This window comes from Streptomyces sp. NPDC051105 (genome assembly GCF_040682795.1).
GTDB lineage: Bacteria > Actinomycetota > Actinomycetes > Streptomycetales > Streptomycetaceae > Streptomyces.
Genome location: NZ_JBFBBR010000018.1, coordinates 60,872 through 77,363, shown reverse-complemented (window position 1 = coordinate 77,363; position 16,492 = coordinate 60,872). Strand labels below are relative to the sequence as shown.

The following is a 16,492-nucleotide window of genomic DNA, read 5'->3' as shown; positions in this document are numbered from 1 at the left end:
CGCGAGCCGTTACGCGAGGTCGGGAGCCGACGGGGGAGGCGCGTTCGAAGCCCGCGTGCTCGGCGGCCGGTTCGACGATCCGTGGCAGGTCGGCGGGGCAGGCGTGCCGTACAGTCGGGCGCCGGTCACCGGAGGCTGCCGTCAGAGTGTCGTCTTGCCAAGTTGCCAGCCGGTCGGCGATCGGGGTGCTGCCGGGTAAGTGTCCCGACCCGGTGGGGCGATCCGAGTCGGAACTTCGATGTCCAGGGACCACCTCGGTCGGTGGGCGGGCCGTCACCGGGTGCTACGACTGCGTTCAGAAGGGGGATTTGGGCAAGTCGGCCAGGCGCCGTGCCCAGAAGGTGCGATGGATCCAGCGGGCTTCCTGGGCGTGGACGAGACGGTGGCCCCGCAGATACGCAGTCCGCGCGGCCTCGACCTTGTGCGCATAGGCGGCGAGGCCGGAGTCCTCGCCGCGATGCACACGACTCAGGTGGGCGTCGACGGCCAGGCCCGCGCTCATCCCGGTGTAGAGGGCGGTGAGGACGCCCTGGGAGGAGAGCGGGTCGAAGGCGATCGCCGCGTCCCCTGCGGCGGTCCAGCCGTCCCCGTACACCCGGTCCAGGTGCGCTGTGTGCGCGGCGGCCCGGCGTGGCGCGACTGGTGGCGCAGGCGGGGGCCCGTGCCTGTGGGTCCACCGGGACACGTGCCTGGTGGCCGACAACCGTCGGTGAAAGTGGCGCGCGGTGTACGGGGCGGCAGACAGGTCGGTGTCGGTGAAGTAGGCGACGAGGCGCCTGCCGGAGGGCTGTGGGGCGGTGTACCACCAGCCGTCCTTGTCTGATTCGACGAGGGAGCGGCGGTCGGTGTCCCGCGGGTCCGTCTCCAGGTGCGCGTAAAGGGCTGCGAGCCGGTCCCGGACCCACCGCCGGGCCCCACACCGGACGGCGATCGCGGCAGCGCGGCCGGTGGCGTCGATCACCCAGCGGCAGCACACCGTGCGCTCCCCACCCGCCCCAGGAGCATCGGCAGGGCCCGTCCCGCCGCGCAGAGCCAGAGTCCAACCGCCGTCCGGCCTCCGGGCCGTGCCGCGTACGGCCGTGCCCTCGGCGACCTCGGCTCCCGACGCGCGGGAGGCGTCGCGCAGTCGCCGGTCGAAGAGCCGCCGGTCGAGATGCCAGCCGTGGCCATGCGGATCGTTGATGAAGTCCACGGCGTGCAAGTCGGCCGAACCCCACGCCGAAAGACTGCCGTAGCAGGGCAGGTGCCCGGACCCGAGAACACGGTCAGCGACGCCGAGGTCACCGAGCAGGACCCGCCCGGCGGGCACGAGTGTCTCGCCGACCTTCGGCGGCCCGGTGCCGGCGTCCGCCAGCAGAACCGTACGGCCGGCCCCGGCGAGTGCGATCGCGGCGGCGCAGCCGGCCGGGCCGCCGCCCGCCACCACCACGTCGTAGGTTTCCGCGCCCGGAGCCAGTGCGGGGCTCACCGCTCCTCGTGGAAGGGGTCGAGTCTTTCGAGGTATCCGGCGGCGATCTCCTCCTCGAGGTAGCCGGTCGCCTCCGCTGCCTCGCTGACCGCCTGTGCCACATGGTCGGCCTCGACGGTTTCGGGCGCGTGCCTGTCCGCTGGCCAGATTCCGCCTGCGGCGGCCAGCACGGACGGACCTGCCTCGGGCACCTGCAGGTTGACCAGGTTCGCCGTGTCAGGTGCCCGGTCGAGCGGTGCTCCCGGGCGCGACTCCACGTGGATCCGTTCGGGGAACTTGCCGTCGCCCACGGTGTAGTCGCGCACCTCGATGACGCCGAGCTTCGACCAGTCCTTGATCATCTGTGCGCGCTGCTCGTTCATGGTGCCGGTGAGGCCGCGCAGCCAGGTCGCCCGCCGCTCGAACGCCTGCTCGCGGGCACTGTCGTCGCCACCGGCCGACGGCGTGTTGACCTTCTCGAAGTCCTCGAGCTTCAGCACATGGTTCGGCACCTGGGCAGGCCAGAAGGTCGGCACGTACGGGCTGTAGCGGGGCCCGAGATTGGCCAGCACCTCGTAGCCGGAGCGGCAGCTCGCGGTGTCCGCCTGCCACGGAGCGGCCATCCAGCGGGTGAGGTCGCCGGGCCCTTGCGCGAACAGCGGGCCGTTCGCGGCCGTCGCTTCCTGCGGGGTGAGGGTGGGCCCGTAGTCGGGTTCCGCGGTGTTCGGTGCTCGGTGCTTGATGCGGAAGGGCGCGCTGAACATGCTCGGGGTCCTGATGGGCCAGGTGACTTCGCACCCGGGGTGGAATGCGTCGGCCGCGCAGCTCTCCAGGGCGGCCCGGTCCAGCAGTCCCGGCTGCTCGGCGACCGGGGCACTGTCCACGTCCGGTCGGGGCTGCCGCAGCGGTCCGGTCTGGAAGGCGCCGTCGGCCCAACGACTCAGCATCCAGTCCTGGGTCGGGGACAGTTTGCTGTGCTGACGCACGGACTTGGGCTTGCTGGCCATGGCGTCGCCGTAGAGCCACGGCCACGGCACCGGGGACGTTCCGTCGCGGTCGTAGTCGCGCAGGGCGACGTATGTCTGGCGGCGCAGTTCCCGGTTCCGCTGGGAAGGATCGGCCAGCCGCTTCCGCATCGCCGGGGAGAGGAAGAAGTTGGGACCGTTCCAGCCGAACTGCGTGGCGAAACCATGGTTCACCCACTGCAGATCGCACAACCGGCGCAGTATCGGTTCAATATGGTCGGCAAACGTAATCTGCGGCGGGCGGGTCAGCGAACCGGCCTTGACGAAAACATCGAAGAGCAGGTCGTAGAGGGTGCGGACGGATTTCACGCCGGGGGCGTAGTGAGGGGGTCCCACCACGACCCAGGCGGGGGTGGCGGTCAGTTCTGTGCCGTCGATACGGACCTTCGCCGTCACCGGGCCGTCGGACACGTCGTCGTACCAGGTGTCGTTGTTCGCGACTCCGGTGATCGGGCTGCTCTTGTAGGAGGCGGAGTTTCCCCTTCCGCCGAGCACCAGCAGGCGGCCGTCGGAATGGGTGGAAATCTCCCCGAGGTACACCGCCTTGTCCATGATCTTGCCGGAATCGAATTTCTGCGTCTCGGTCATCGAGCCGCGAACGGTGCGGCTTCCGGGGTCGATGACCAGCTTCTTCCGGTCGGCGCCCACGACGTCGGCGTTTCGCCGGCCGTACTGCTCCGGCGCGAGTGTCTTGCCCTCGGGGATGTCGAGCGGCACATGGAACTGGTACCAGGCGGCCTTCTTGTTGGCCAGGTGCACTGTCCACTGGATCTCGGAAACACCCGCGTCGCCCGGCTTCAGCTCCCGCACAACCTCCCCTGCGGCGTTGTAGCCGTACACCCGGAAACGTGCGGCCTGCCTCCGGATCGCCCCGGATCCATCCTTGTACGAGCCGAGGTCCGCAGGTTTCTGGTCCGGTGATTCCGGGCCGATGAAGGGTGTTTCTTTGCTGTTGCCGACCCGGGCGACACCAATGGCAGGGTGAATTTTCACCTGCACGATTTTAACGTCCATCGAACAGCCTTCCGTTGCGGGACCGCCGGTTCGATCCTAAACGTAAGATCTTGCGATTTCGGCCGAACATCGAGATTACCGAATAGCTGTGCGGATGCATCCTGGGGCGCCGAGGTGGCGCTCCCGGCGGGCGGGGCCGGGGGCGGAGGACCGGCAGCCGTCCCACACGCCGGGCCGCGCCGCGCGTACGTCGGTATGTCGCTTTCGGGGCCGCCGCGACTCCTGGGGAGTGTCTAAACAGTGCTCCCACTCCGGCGCCCTCGCGGAGAGTATGCCGCTGCACGTGCGCATCTGGACGTGCGGCTGCGGGGGGTCTCCTGCCCGTACGGCGGTCGCCGAGCGCGACGAGCAGCCGTCACCGCCTGGAAGGAGGCGACCTGGCCTTCGGCCGTCACCCCGCGCCTCCCGAAAACGCGTGAGACATGGAGCGCATGTCGGTTACCGGCAGCGACGCCATTCCCAACGATCGATGCCACTCGGGCGTCCTTCGTCGGCCCGGGCCCGGGCCATTCCCGGGCCAGCGATGCCACCAAAGCCGAGAGCAGCACTGTTTGCGCTGGTCAGACGATGCGCTGCCGTTGTACCACCATCAGACGAAGAACCTCCTGGTGTCGTACTCGCCGAAGAAGCTCGGCTTCTTCTGGACGCAGAAGAAGGGCGCCTGCCCAGGCCAGATGCCCGGCAGGCGCCCTTCTCGGCGCGCATCTCGGCGCGCATCTAAGCGGGGAGTCGAAACACGCCCTTATTCCCGATATCTCCCACCCGTATCCCAGCTCCGTTTCACCACAGGAGCAACCGACCGTCGCGCACGGCAGGGGCCGGCGAGGAGGCTCGGATCATGTGCCGGTGCCGGAAGTGGCGGCCGGAATGTGGGCGGACGTGATCGTCATCGGCGTACCGGTGACGGCGATGAGATAGGTTCCTGGCCCGTGGCCGCCGGGCATCGCGCGGAAACCTCCCTCGGGTTCCACTCGGTAGTCGGCCGAGGCGTGCGGGGCCAGCACGCTGGGACCCGAGGCGATCGTCCACCAGTTGGAGGCGCCCTGGCCGGTACGGCTCGCGAAGTGCGGTTCAAGCGCCGTGCCGGTGGTGTTGACGGCCCGGACGTCGATGGTGGTGACACCGACACGGGACCCGTGCCTGGCGAAGTGCGGCGCGAGGCTCATGCGCAGTGGCGGCGGGCTCGCCGCGGCGATCACGACGCACGCGAGGGCGGGAGCGAGCAGCCCGGCCGCGACGACGGCCTTGGCACGGCGGCCGTCGAGGCGGGGCAGGCGTGGCTGCCAGGCGGTGGCGAACGCGGCGGCCGGGACGGTGGCGGCGGCCGCCAGCCACAGCGGGGTCATCATCAGGAAGTAGCCGTCCTGGGAACGCGTGGCCAGGTAGAAGACGCCCCACGGGAGGACGGTGAGGGCCGGGCCCAGCCGTCGGACGAACAGCAGCGTGGCCGCGAGCAGGCCGAGCAGGAGCAACTGGCTGCCGTAGGAGTAGTAGTCGAGGCGGCTGCTGCCGTCGGTGAAGTAGTAGGAGATGCCCATCACGCCCTGACCGTGCAGGATCGCCTTCTGCTCCAGCGGCAGCAGGATGCCGTTCAGCCAGGCCGGGAAGTCCTGGACGGCGAAGTACGCGTTGACCGCGGACCAGGTGAGGGCGGCTGTAGCCGTGTAGCGGGCGGTGACCGCCAGGGCGCGCCGGGGGCCGAGTTCGCCGCGTCGGACGGCGTACAGGCCGATCAGGAGGAACGGAGTGAGGAACCAGGCGAGTTGCTGGGCGGCGCAGGCGGCGCCCAGACAGGCCGCCCGCAGGACGCCCCCTGGCCCGAGGTGGCCGCCCTCGCCGGTGCTGGGCCAGCGCACCACGACGGGGATGAGCAGGGCGAGGGCCGTGATGGCCGGGTAGCCCGCGTAGGCGTAGTGGGGCAGGAGACCGAAGCCGAGACAGACGGCCGTGCCGGCGGATCGCCAGGGCGCCGGCAGCAGGAACCACAGCAGGACCGAGGAGGCCAGCAGCGCCACGGTGGGGACCAGGGTCGCGGCTGCCGCCGAATGGAGAACGGCGTGCACCGGTGCGGCCAGCAGGGCGGTCAACGGCGGATAGCCGTACGTGTAGTCGGCGCCGCCGGACATGGTCTTGGTGATCCCGACGCCGTGCGTGGTGAACAACCAGGGCCACGGTTGGCCGTAGACCGGTCGGCCGTGCAGGATCTGGTTCGCGGCCTGGGAGGTCAGCGCGGCTTCGTCGGTGCCGGCGTGGTCGAGCAGGTAGCCGCAGATGACCAGGGCGACGGCGGTGACCAGTACGGCGGCGTCGACCCTGATCAGCGCCCGGCGGCCGCGTACGAGGAGGCTGAGGACGGCGCAGACGAGGATGGCGGCATAGCAGACGGAGATGACGGCGGCGACCGGCGGGCTCGACGCCATCGCGGTGGTCCAGGCGGCGCGCGTGCCGACGAACAGGCTGATCGTGGCCACCAGGGTCATGCCTCGGTGCCATTGCTGGGGCCCGGCATCCGGGGCAGCGAGGGCTGGGGCCCGGGTCGGGGGCGGTGCCGCCAGGTGCGTCGCGGTACGACGGCGGATCTCGACGCCCATTCCGCCCCGATGGGTGTCAGTCAAGGACTGCCTCCTCTGTCTCTCCTCCGTCGGGCGGCAACCACCTGTGGTCGGCCACCCGAGAGTCATCCACTACATCATGTAGAGGTATGTTTGGGCGGCGAGGTTCCGCCGAGCCGGAGGTTCGCCCGACCGCCCCGGCGCGGAGGTCACGCTTCCGCCGTTCAGGGCGGGGACGAACGGACGCCCCGTTTCGATCATCTAAAGTTCACGTGACGTCTACAAGACAGTAGTCGGTAAGCGGTTTGCGTGAAATCACCCGCCGGAAAGGCGTCCGTCTCTTACCGCCGCCCAGCGGGCGCGAGCGGCCAGACTCCGTGCGGGCGCAGCTGGTGTTCGTGCGAATATCACCACTTGGACCCGGTCCCGGAGTTGCAGCTTGGCCAGGATGCGCGTGATGGGGGTCCTGACGGTGGCCTCACGTCCTTGAGGAGGAATCCGCAGGCTCCCGCCCGCAGCCCCTCGGACGCGTATTCACCGAGGCCGAAGGTGGTCAAGCCACGGCGATCCTCGCCGCGCTGGTGCGCGCCGCGCTGATCGGCTACCTGACCCTGTCCCACCCCCGCGCCGCCCACGACACCCGGCGCGTTATCTCTCCTACCTGGTCAAGGAGCGCATGGTCCGGCTCGAACTGCGCTATGGAGCCACCGGACGTCCAGAGCACCGTTACCGCGTCGTGCATTGAACGATCAGGGCAGGGTGGCTTCGCTGTACGCGGCCCGTCTCACCCCGGTGTCCCTGCCCTCTGTGTCTCATCCTGGTCGACGGGAAGGAGCAGGGTGAACCTGGCCGGGTGTCGGTTGGTCAGGGAGAGCCTGCCGCCGAGCGAGACGGCCAGGTCACGGGCGAGAGCCAGGCCAATGCCCGTTCCCTCCCCGTCGCCGGTGCGCCCGCGGTCGAAGAGCCGGGAGTACTCGCCCGTCACGGCGCCCTCGTCGCTCACATCGAAGGCGAGGGCATCCTCCAGGTCCCGCACCGCCACCCGGACCGTGCCACGCCCGTGCACCCGGGCGTTGTCCAGCAGGATGCCGAGCACCTCCGAGACGGACGCGCCCGGAACCCGGATGTCGGCCCGTGTCTCCTGGAGGGCGCACTCCAGGCGTCTGCCGTCCTGGGCGAAGAGGCCGTGCCATCGTTCCTCCGTCTCCCGCAGCAACTGTCGTACGGCGACCGTCCCGGCGGCGGGGCGAGCGATCTCTCCGGAGCGGGACAGACGCAGCACCTCCTCCACCGTGTGGTGCAGGCGTTGCGTGGTGGCCAGCGCCTCGGCCAGCACGGGCCGCAGCCGGGCGTCGTCGTCCTGGGCGAGGCCCGCCTCCAGGGCGAGTTGCAGGCCGGTGAGCGGGGTGCGCAGCTGGTGGGAGGCGTTGGCTGTGAAGTCACGTTCGCGGCGTAGGAGTTCGGAAAGACTGTGCAGCATTTCGTTGTGGGTGCGGGCGACCTGGTCGATCTCGGCGACGCTGCTCCGGGCGGCCCGTACGTTCAGGTCGCCTTCGGTCACCGCCCGGCACTGGCGGGAGAGGTCCTCCAGTGGCGCGGCCAGCGCCCGGGCCTGACGGCGGGCGACAAGGACAGCGACGGTCAGCGCAACCGCGGCCACGCCGAGCAGCAGCAGCCAGGCGACGGCGACCCGGTTCCGTACGGCAACGGCGGGAGATGAGGCCCGTACGACGCCGATCACCTTCTCGGCGTGGGAGACGGGTACGGCCACCACGAGGTCCGGGCCCGCCCGGCCCCGTACCACCTCACCGCCAAGGCCTTGCCGGACCGGGGTATCTCCAGACCTGGGGCCGCTGCCCGCGCGCAGTCGCAATTGAGGGTCGTACAGGCCCAGACGCCCGCCAGACGGGGGCGCGGGCAGTTCCACCGGGTCGCCCGTCACGTAGTCCGGGCTCACGTGTACGGCCGCGGCCAGGGCCGACCGTTCCAGGGTGTCGCGCTGGTCGGCGTACAGGGACGACCTGATCGCCAGGGCCAGCGGGACGGCGAGGAGGACGACGGCGACCAGAGCGGCGGTCAGGGCGACTCGCACCACGCGCTGTCTCATGCCCTCATCATGCGGGCCCTTCACCTGGGTGGATGCACTGCGCCACACGCTTTTGCCGTCGTCTAACCCTCGGCGAGCGGGGCGTTAACCGGCGGCTTCCTAGCGTCGGTGCCATGACCGTCCGGTCCGAGGACACCCCTGGAGGGCAGTGGCCATGGCAGCACACACAAGGACGTACGCCGTCGTCGGGCTGAGCGTCGTGGCGGCGGTGACCGCCGGCTGTTCCGGTTCCGGGTCGCACGCCGGCTCCGGTAGCCCTGCGTCCGGTTCGACCACCGTCAGCGGACAGAACAAGCCGGCGCCCACCGAGTCCAACCCGCCCGGCGACATCCCCGACAACCAGGTGTACGTCAATTACCTGCCGACCGGCGGATCCTTCACCGGCTTCACCCTGAAGGTGCCCGAGGGCTGGGCCCGCACGAGCCAGGGCGGCACCACCGCGTTCACCGACAAACTCAACACAGTGAAGATCGCTGCGGTTTCCGCCTCCGGCGCACCCACGGTCGGCTCGGTCACCAACACGGTCGTACCCCAACTCCGCACCCAGGTACCGAAGTTCGCCGCGCCCAAGGTGAGTGAGGTGTCCCGGCACGCCGGCCGGGTGGTGCTGCTCACCTATCAGGGCGACTCGGCGAAGGACCCGGTCACCGGAAAGGTGGTGCGGGACGCCTTCGAGCGGTACGCGTTCTACCGGGCGGGACACGAGGTGGACCTGACCCTGTCCGGACCGGTCAAGGCGGACAACGTCGACCCGTGGCGCACCGTCAGCGACTCCTTCACCTGGCGGTGAGCCCCATGTCCGACAGCACACACACCGGCGGCGGCTCCGACGACGTCCTCACGGCCCGCGAGCTGTACCGCTTCTACCGGGCCGGGGAGGAGGAGACACTCGCGCTGCGCGGGGTGTCCCTGCAGGTACGGCGCGGTGAGACGGTCGCGGTCGTGGGCCCGTCCGGGGCCGGCAAGTCGACCCTGCTGGCGTGCCTTGCCGGACTCGACGAGCCCTCCGGCGGGGAGGTCCACGTCGACGGCGTACGGATCAGCCACCGGCCCGAGACCGAGCGGGCCCGGCTGCGGGCCCGGCACGTCGGCGTCCTGCTGCAGACCCGCAACCTGCTGCCGCACCTGAGTGTGCGGGACAACGTCCGTCTGCCGCAGCGGGCGCAGGGACGCAGGACCCGCGTACCGGCCGAGGAACTGCTGGCCCGGGTGGGCCTGGCCACCCGGGCGCACGCCTTGCCGCGCCAGTTGTCCGGCGGAGAGCTGGCGCGGGCCGGGCTGGCCGTGGCGCTGGCCAACGCGCCCGCCGTTCTGCTGGCGGACGAGCCGACCGGTGAACTGGACGGAGAGACGGAGCAGTTGGTCCTGTCGATGCTGCGGGAGCGGGCCGCGGAGGGGTGCGCGGTGCTGATCGTCACGCACAGCCGGGAAGCCGTCCGCGTCGCGGACCGGGTGATCACCCTGACGGACGGGAAGGCCACCGACACCCGGCCGCAAGACCACGGGGAGGCGCGCGATGTCGTCGGATGAGATGCTCGTCGGCTGCGCGGACGCGGCCCTGACCTTCGGCCGGGGAGTAGAGTCGGTGGTGGCCGTACACGGGGCCGACCTGGAGATCCGGGCCGGGGACCGGCTCGCGGTCGTCGGTCCCTCGGGGTCGGGCAAGAGTTCGCTGCTGCACCTGCTCGCGGGGCTCGAACAGCCCACCAGCGGCACCGTCACCCGCGGCGCCTCCCTCGGGCCGTACGACACCGGTCTGGTCTTCCAGGGCGCCAGCCTGATCCCCGCCCTGAACGTGGCCGAGAACACCGCCCTTCCCCTGGTCCTCACCGATCGTCCGGAGGGCGAGGCGCGACTGTGCGCGCTCGCGGCACTCGCCCTCGTGGACGCCGCGGACCTGGCCGACCGGCTCCCCGAGGAGATCTCCGGCGGCCAGGCCCAGCGGGTGGCCGCCGCCCGGGTCCTGGCCCAGGCGCCCCGCCTGATCCTGGCCGACGAGCCCACCGGCCGCCTCGACCACGCCACCGGCACCCGCGTCCTGGACGCCCTGTTGACGGCCGCCGACCACACCGGCGCGGCCCTTGTCGTCACGACCCACGACCCGGCCGTCGCCGCCCGGCTCACCGTCCGGCGCGGCATGCGCGACGGACGGCTGCTCGCACCTCTCGCACCCGAGGAAGTGTCATGATCGCCGCATGGGCCCGCGGGCTGGCCCGCCACCGCACCGGACGGCTCCTGGCCGCCCTGACCGGCATCGCGCTCGCGGTCGCCCTGGTCGCCGCGCTCGGCTCCTTCCTCACCGCGTCGAAGGCGACCATGACCCAGCGTGCTGTGCGCTCGGTCGCCGTGGACTGGCAGGTCCAGGTGCAATCCGGCGCCGACCCCACCTCGGTCCTGTCCCTGGTGGGCAGGGCCCCGGGCACCCGCGCCGCCCTGCCCGTGGGCTTCGCACACACCAACGGCTTCACCGCTCGCGTGCAGGGCAGCACCCAGACCACGGGTCCCGGCATGGCCCTCGGCCTGCCCGACGGCTACCGCACCCGCTTCCCCGACGCCGTCCGCACACTCTCCGGCTCCGCCACCGGGGTCCTGCTGGCCCAGCAGACCGCCTCCAACCTGCACGCCGCCCCCGGCGACACCATCGGCATCCAACTGCCCGGTACCGCACTGCGCCAGGTGAAGGTGGACGGTGTCGTCGACCTCCCCCAGGCCGACTCCCTCTTCCAGACCGTCGGCGCCCCCAGCCAGTCCCAGCCGACCGCGCCCCCGGACAACGTCGTCCTGCTGCCCGCCGCCCAGTTCGCCTCCCTGACCCGCGGCGCCACCGGCGTCACCACCCAGATCCACGCCGCCCGCGACGACACCCGGCTGCCCTCCGATCCCGCCGCCGCCTACACCTCCGTCACCGGCGCCGCCCACAACCTGGAAGCCCGCTCCGCGGGCACCGCCCTGGTCGGCAACAACATCGGCGCCGCCCTCGACTCCGCCCGCCAGGACGCCCTGTACGCCCAGATCCTCTTCCTCTTCCTCGGCTTGCCGGGCGCGGTGCTGGCTGCCGCGCTCACGGCGGCAGTCGCCTCGGCCGGCGGCGAACGGCGCCGTCAGGAACAGGGGCTGCTACGACTGCGCGGGCTGCGGCCCCGCCAGATCACCGCACTCGCCGGGCTGGAGGCCGCCCTGATCGGCCTCGTGGGCGGCCTGGCAGGACTGGGCATCGCAGCCCTCACCGGCCGCCTCGCCTTCGGCACCGCCTCCTTCGGCGCGAGCGCGGGATCCTGGTCCGTCTGGTACGCGGTCGCCTTCGTCCTCGGAGCCGCGGTGGCCGCAGGCGCCGTCCTCGTCCCCGCGCTGCGGGACCTGCGCACGGTCACCGTCGCCGACACCCGCAAGCAGGAGGACGTGCGACGCTCCCGGTCGCCCTGGTGGATGCGCTACGGCCTGGACTTCGCCCTCCTGATCGGCTCGTGGCTGGTCTTCCGCGCCTCCTCCGGCAACCAGTACGCACTCGTCCTCGCGCCCGAGGGTGTGCCCAGCATCTCGGTGTCGTACTGGGCCTTCCTCGGCCCCGCCCTGCTGTGGATCGGCGCGGCCCTGCTGCTGTGGCGCCTCACCCTGCTCGCCCTCGCCCACGGCCGGCCCGCCCTGGCCCGGCTGGTCCGGCCGCTGACCGCGACCCTGGCCGGCACCACCGCGGCCGTCCTGGCCCGGCGCCGCCGCCCGTTCGCCCGGTCGGTGGTCCTGCTCGCCCTCGCCGTCTCCTTCGCGATCTCCACCGCCGTCTTCAACGCCACCTACCACCAGCAGGCCGAGGTCGACGCCCGGCTGACCAACGGGGCCGACGTCACGGTCACCGAACCACCCGGCACCCAAGTCCCACCCACCGCCGGGAACAGCCTGAAGCTCTCCGGCGTACGGCACGTCGAACCCCTCCAGCACCGCTTCGCCTACGTCGGCTCCGACCTTCAGGACCTCTACGGCGTCCGACCGGACACCATCGCCAAGGCCACCTCCCTCCAGGACGCCTACTTCGCGGGCGGCACCGCCCACCAGCTGATGCGCCGCCTCGCGCAGCGCCCGGACAACCTCCTGGTCAGCGTCGAGACCGTCAACGACTTCCAGCTCTCCCCCGGCGACACCCTCAACCTGCGCATCCAGGACGCCCGCACCAAGGCCCTGCGCACGGTGCCCTTCCACTACGCCGGCATCGCCAAAGAGTTCCCCACCGCCCCTAAGGACAGCTTCTTCGTCGCCAATGCCTCCTATGTCGCCAAGGCCACCGGGAGCGACGCGGTCGGGGCCTTCCTCCTCGACACCGGTGGCACGAACCAGCAGCGGATCGCCACCCAGCTGCGCAAGCAGGTCGGCACCCGGGCCACCGTCACCGACCTCACCCAGACCCGCGGCACCGTCGGCACCAGCCTGACCTCCGTCGACCTGGCCGGCCTCACCCGCATCGAGCTCACCTTCGCCGTGCTGCTCGCCGCCGGATCCGGCGGCCTGGTCCTCGCCCTCGGCCTCGCCGAACGCCGCCGCACCTTCGCCATCGCGACCGTCCTCGGTGCCCAGCCACGCCACCTGCGCGGCATGGTCCTCTCCGAGGCCCTGCTCCTGGCCGCCGGCGGTCTGGCCGGCGGCGCCCTCATCGGCTGGGCCCTGTCGGAGATGCTGGTCAAGGTCCTCACCGGGGTCTTCGATCCCCCGCCGGCGGCCCTGGCGATCCCCGGTGTCTATCTGGCGCTCACCGGGGCAGCCGCCCTCGCCGCCATCCTCGCCGCGGCCCTCAACGGCAGCCGCCGCAGCCACCGCCCCGCCGTGGAGGAGCTCCGGGACCTGTGAACTCGGCGTACACCGGCGACGAGCCCCTCGCCCCAGCGGCTCCTAGGCTGTCGACCATGCGCATGCCCGCCGCACCGGACCGCAGCCGACTGCGCGTCCTCGTCGTCGAGGACGACGACACCATCGGCCGCCACCTGGAAACCGGCCTGCGCGGCCACGACTACGCTCCGACGTGGTGCCGCACCGGAGCCGGCGCGCTGGCGGAAGCAGCGCGGGCACCGTACGACGTGCTGCTGCTGGACCTGGGTCTGCCGGACATGGACGGCCTGGACGTCGCCAGGCAGCTGCGGGCCCGCCTCCCCGACCTGCTGATCGTCGTCCTGACGGCACGGACCGACGACATCGACATCATCGCAGGGCTGGACGCGGGGGCCGACGACTACCTGGTCAAGCCGTTCAGCCTGACCGTGCTGCTCGCCCGGCTGCGAGCGCACCTCCGGCGGCACGCGGTGGCCGCACCGGCCCGGAAGCCGGTGCGGCTGGGCGACCTGGTCGTCGACATCCCCGCCCGGCGTTGCGCACTGCACGGCGTCGACGTCCCGCTGCGGGCCAAGGAGTTCGACCTGCTCGCGGTGCTGGCCGGGCGGATCGGCGAGGCTGTCTCGCGCGAGACGCTGATGGCCGAGGTGTGGGACGAGAACTGGTTCGGCTCCACCAAGACCCTCGACGTGACCATGGCGAGCCTGCGGCGGAGGCTCACCGAGGCCGCGCAGGCGAGCGAACAGCCCACCCGGCTGCCAGAGATCACCACGTTGCGCAGGCACGGGTACCGGCTGGAACGGCAACCGGATCCTCGGGGCTGAGAAACCGGACTCGCAGGACCGGGGAGGAGGAGCAGAGTCAGGCGGCCGGTTCACAGTGCCGAGCGGCGGGCCAGCAGCGCCAGGACCAGCAGCCCGGGGGCCATCGGCAGCCACCCGGTGAGCAGGCGGTAGCCGAGGACCGTCGAGACCGCCGCCGGTCCCGGTGCGCCGGCCGCCGTGAGCGCGAAGGCGAGCGCCGCGTCCAGCGATCCGAGTCCGCCCGGCGTGGGCAGCAGTGCCGCCGCGCCACTGGCGACCAGGTAGGCCATGACGATCCGGCTGGTGGGGAGGCCGAGACCGATGGCATGGACCACGGCGACGACCACCCCGGCGTGCAGCAGAGCGAACGCGACCGACCCGCCCCACAGCGCCCAGGCCCGCGCCCGGCTCCGGTGCACGTCGCGCACGTCGGCGAAGGCCCGGCTCACCGCTCGTCGGAGGCGGCGGCTCGTCGCGACCGCCAGGACGACGGCGCCGGCCGCCACCGGCAGCAGGACCAGCACATGCGGGATCCGGGCCGAGAGATGGACCGTGCCGGGTGAGGTGACCAGCAGCGCTACGCCCAGCACGCACCGCACGATCCCGCCCACGACCGCCTTCACCGCCAGCGCGGTCGCCGAGCGCCGAGTGGACAGCCCGCACCGCCTCAGGAACCGCAGATTGACCACCGTCGCTCCGGCCCCCGCCGGAAGGAGGTGATTGGCGGCACCGGCCGCGAACTGCGCCGCCACCAGCCGCCCTCTGGGCAAGCGTTCGACCACCGCGCCCTGCTGCGCCACTGCCGCGCACACCCATGTGGCGACGGCGGCGAGGCAGGCGAGGACCAGCCACTCCCCGTCGGCGGCGGCCAGCCGGTCGGTGCCGCTGTCCAGCGTGGCCCGGTGCGCGGCAACCACCGCGCCGGCGGCGGCAAGCACCACCAGGGTGATTCCCAGTTGGAAGTACAGGCGTCTGCCTGCGGTGACCGGCAGGCTCTCGGTCGCGGACACGCGGTCACCTCCCCCGCTGCGCGTCGGGCGCCACGTACGCCCGGAGAACGCCGACCCGCTCGTCGGGCCAAGTGCGTGCGTACGCGGGTGCACGTCTCCCCGGTGGGGCGAGGACGGCGAAGGATGTGCGGTGGGCGGCACGCGTCAGTTCGGCGACGCTGGTGCTGGCGTCGTGGCCTGCCGTCTGCGCGGAGCCGCAACCGGTGTAGTAGGCGATCGGGACTGCGTCGTAACCGCTCAGCAGGCACGGCTGCCGTACGCCGAGCGCGTGGAGGGCGGTGGCGGTGCGGGCCCAGTCGGCGCGGGAGGCGGCGGAGCTGTGCACGGTGTGCTCCAGGACGACGTACTGCACGCCCAGATGCCCCGCCAGGCCGACCGCCACCAGGCCGACAGCCAGGGTGCGCCCTGCCCTGCGGGCCGGGGCGGTGACCAGGTGGGCCAGGCCCTCGGCGACCGGGAGGGCGAGCAGGGCGTAGGCGGGCAGCAGGAACCGGGGGGCCGCGTAGCCGATGAGGAACAGGTAGGGGACCGCGGCCGTGACGGCGCACGCCCCCGGAAGCAGGACGGGCAGCGCGCGCCGGGCGCGGACGGCGACCACCGCGCCGAGGACGGCGAGGAGCGGCAGCGCGAACCACCACAGGGTCACCGCCGGGTTGGGGACCGATCCGGTGCACGGCCGGCACAGGGTACGTCCGCCGAGACTGCGCAGCTGGTCGACGACCGCGAGGTGCCAGCCGAGGCCGCCCTGAATGGCGGAGGCGTCGGAGAGGCGCTGTGCGAGGCCGCCATAGCTCGTGTACGCCTCGATCACCCACTCGCCGGCACCCGCCACCAGCCCCACGACCAGCACGGCGAGCAGACGCGGGCGGCGCAGGGCGAGGACGAGCAGGGGCAGCACGACGTAGACCGCGTCCATCGGGCGCATGCACGCCATCAGCGCCGCGCCCGCGAACAGCCCCCACCAGGCCGCCCGGTCGCGGGCCTTCGCGCGGGCGCGCAGGAAGCAGCCCACGCAGGCCAGGGCGCCGATGGCGACCCAGTAGTTGGGCATGGCCTGAAGGCCGTAGAACAGCGTCACCCACAACGAGGCGAACAGGGCGCCGGCCAAAGCCAGGACGCCGGGCCTGAAGTGGCCTCGCCAGACGCGCAGGGCGAAGTAGAGGGCCAGGCCTGAGAGGACGGCCAGGTAGATCCGGAGCAGGACGGTGGAGTCGGACCACGACGCGATCGGGGCGACCAGGAACGAGATGCCGCGGGAGCGGGGCGCGCTGAAGTAGGCGGCGGGAACGTGACCGCTGACCTGGCTGACGTAGACGGTCTCGTCCCAGCCGAGACCGAGATCCGGCCGTACGAGGACGAGCTGGGCGAGCGTGAAGAGGACCGCGACCGTCGCGAGCCAGGGTTCCCCGCGCAGGCGACGAGGCTCGGCGGGGCGCGCCGGAAGACTGGTGCGTGGGGCGCTGGTCTTCGTGGCATTCGAGCCGTCGGCCATCTTGCACCTCTCGTCGCCGCACGCCATGGAACCGGATCCTCCTACAGCTCGTAGGAGCACACCCCACACTACGACTTGTAGGGTGAGAGACGGGTGAGAGGACGCCTCCGGGCTTTTCCGCAAAGCGCCCGGCACGGCGTGTTCGGCACCATGGCCGCAGACCCGGACCGGGGCCATGACGTATCGTCAGCCCGCTGCCCACCAACGCGGTCCGCTACGCCAACTAC

At 71.9% G+C, this 16,492-nt stretch carries 11 protein-coding genes and 1 pseudogene; 5 read left to right on the top strand and 7 right to left on the bottom strand.

Annotated features, from left to right (window positions below; translation table 11 throughout):
- Positions 1-295: 295 nt before the first annotated feature.
- The 5 genes and pseudogenes from AB0N16_RS34580 to AB0N16_RS34560 form a co-directional block, all read right to left on the bottom strand.
- A complete protein-coding gene (locus AB0N16_RS34580; protein WP_365803734.1) occupies positions 296-1,468 on the bottom strand; it encodes an FAD-dependent monooxygenase in 1,173 nt (390 codons plus the stop codon).
- Positions 1,465-3,486, bottom strand: a complete 2,022-nt coding sequence (locus AB0N16_RS34575) for a LodA/GoxA family CTQ-dependent oxidase (protein ID WP_365803732.1) — start codon at positions 3,484-3,486, stop codon at positions 1,465-1,467. Before AB0N16_RS34575 ends, AB0N16_RS34580 begins: the two co-directional genes overlap by 4 nt.
- A gap of 836 nt (positions 3,487-4,322) precedes the next feature.
- Complete coding sequence (locus AB0N16_RS34570; protein WP_365803730.1) at positions 4,323-6,101, bottom strand: hypothetical protein; 1,779 nt, start codon at positions 6,099-6,101, stop codon at positions 4,323-4,325.
- 410 nt (positions 6,102-6,511) lie between these two features.
- Positions 6,512-6,595, bottom strand: a pseudogene (locus tag AB0N16_RS34565) (DNA-binding response regulator); the annotation flags it as partial.
- Positions 6,596-6,822: 227 nt separating this feature from the next.
- On the bottom strand, positions 6,823-8,145 hold the full coding sequence (locus tag AB0N16_RS34560; protein WP_365803728.1) for a HAMP domain-containing sensor histidine kinase: 1,323 nt from the start codon (positions 8,143-8,145) through the stop codon (positions 6,823-6,825).
- A gap of 154 nt (positions 8,146-8,299) precedes the next feature.
- Between AB0N16_RS34560 and AB0N16_RS34555 the strand changes: the two genes are divergently transcribed.
- From AB0N16_RS34555 to AB0N16_RS34535, 5 genes are read left to right on the top strand one after another with little or no spacing between them, the layout of a single operon-like run.
- On the top strand, positions 8,300-8,935 hold the full coding sequence (locus AB0N16_RS34555; RefSeq protein WP_365803726.1) for a hypothetical protein: 636 nt from the start codon (positions 8,300-8,302) through the stop codon (positions 8,933-8,935).
- Positions 8,936-8,940: 5 nt separating this feature from the next.
- Positions 8,941-9,675, top strand: coding sequence for an ABC transporter ATP-binding protein (locus AB0N16_RS34550; RefSeq protein ID WP_365803724.1), 735 nt, complete (start codon positions 8,941-8,943; stop codon positions 9,673-9,675).
- On the top strand, positions 9,662-10,333 hold the full coding sequence (locus AB0N16_RS34545; RefSeq protein WP_365803722.1) for an ABC transporter ATP-binding protein: 672 nt from the start codon (positions 9,662-9,664) through the stop codon (positions 10,331-10,333). The genes AB0N16_RS34550 and AB0N16_RS34545 overlap by 14 nt, the downstream gene beginning before the upstream one ends.
- Positions 10,330-12,981 carry an FtsX-like permease family protein gene (locus AB0N16_RS34540; RefSeq protein ID WP_365803719.1) on the top strand — a complete coding sequence of 884 codons (2,652 nt, stop codon included), beginning with the start codon at positions 10,330-10,332 and terminating at the stop codon, positions 12,979-12,981. The genes AB0N16_RS34545 and AB0N16_RS34540 overlap by 4 nt, the downstream gene beginning before the upstream one ends.
- A gap of 56 nt (positions 12,982-13,037) precedes the next feature.
- Positions 13,038-13,784, top strand: a complete 747-nt coding sequence (locus tag AB0N16_RS34535; protein WP_365803717.1) for a response regulator transcription factor — start codon at positions 13,038-13,040, stop codon at positions 13,782-13,784.
- Positions 13,785-13,834: 50 nt separating this feature from the next.
- Here the strand turns inward: AB0N16_RS34535 and AB0N16_RS34530 are convergent, their stop codons facing one another.
- Together AB0N16_RS34530 and AB0N16_RS34525 are read right to left on the bottom strand one after the other, a co-directional pair.
- Positions 13,835-14,773 (bottom strand): lysylphosphatidylglycerol synthase domain-containing protein, encoded by a 939-nt coding sequence (locus AB0N16_RS34530; RefSeq protein WP_365803715.1) that lies wholly within the window; start codon positions 14,771-14,773, stop codon positions 13,835-13,837.
- 4 nt (positions 14,774-14,777) lie between these two features.
- Positions 14,778-16,292, bottom strand: a complete 1,515-nt coding sequence (locus AB0N16_RS34525) for a hypothetical protein (protein WP_365803713.1) — start codon at positions 16,290-16,292, stop codon at positions 14,778-14,780.
- Positions 16,293-16,492 lie beyond the last annotated feature (200 nt).

Coding starts and splice junctions, on each gene's coding strand:
- AB0N16_RS34525 (WP_365803713.1), bottom strand. CDS start 16,292: ATGGCGTGCGGCGACGAGAGGTGCAAGATGGCCGACGGCTCGAATGCC.
- AB0N16_RS34535 (WP_365803717.1), top strand. CDS start 13,038: ATGCGCATGCCCGCCGCACCGGACCGCAGCCGACTGCGCGTCCTCGTC.
- AB0N16_RS34545 (WP_365803722.1), top strand. CDS start 9,662: ATGTCGTCGGATGAGATGCTCGTCGGCTGCGCGGACGCGGCCCTGACC.
- AB0N16_RS34540 (WP_365803719.1), top strand. CDS start 10,330: ATGATCGCCGCATGGGCCCGCGGGCTGGCCCGCCACCGCACCGGACGG.
- AB0N16_RS34550 (WP_365803724.1), top strand. CDS start 8,941: ATGTCCGACAGCACACACACCGGCGGCGGCTCCGACGACGTCCTCACG.
- AB0N16_RS34560 (WP_365803728.1), bottom strand. CDS start 8,145: ATGAGACAGCGCGTGGTGCGAGTCGCCCTGACCGCCGCTCTGGTCGCC.
- AB0N16_RS34575 (WP_365803732.1), bottom strand. CDS start 3,486: ATGGACGTTAAAATCGTGCAGGTGAAAATTCACCCTGCCATTGGTGTC.
- AB0N16_RS34555 (WP_365803726.1), top strand. CDS start 8,300: ATGGCAGCACACACAAGGACGTACGCCGTCGTCGGGCTGAGCGTCGTG.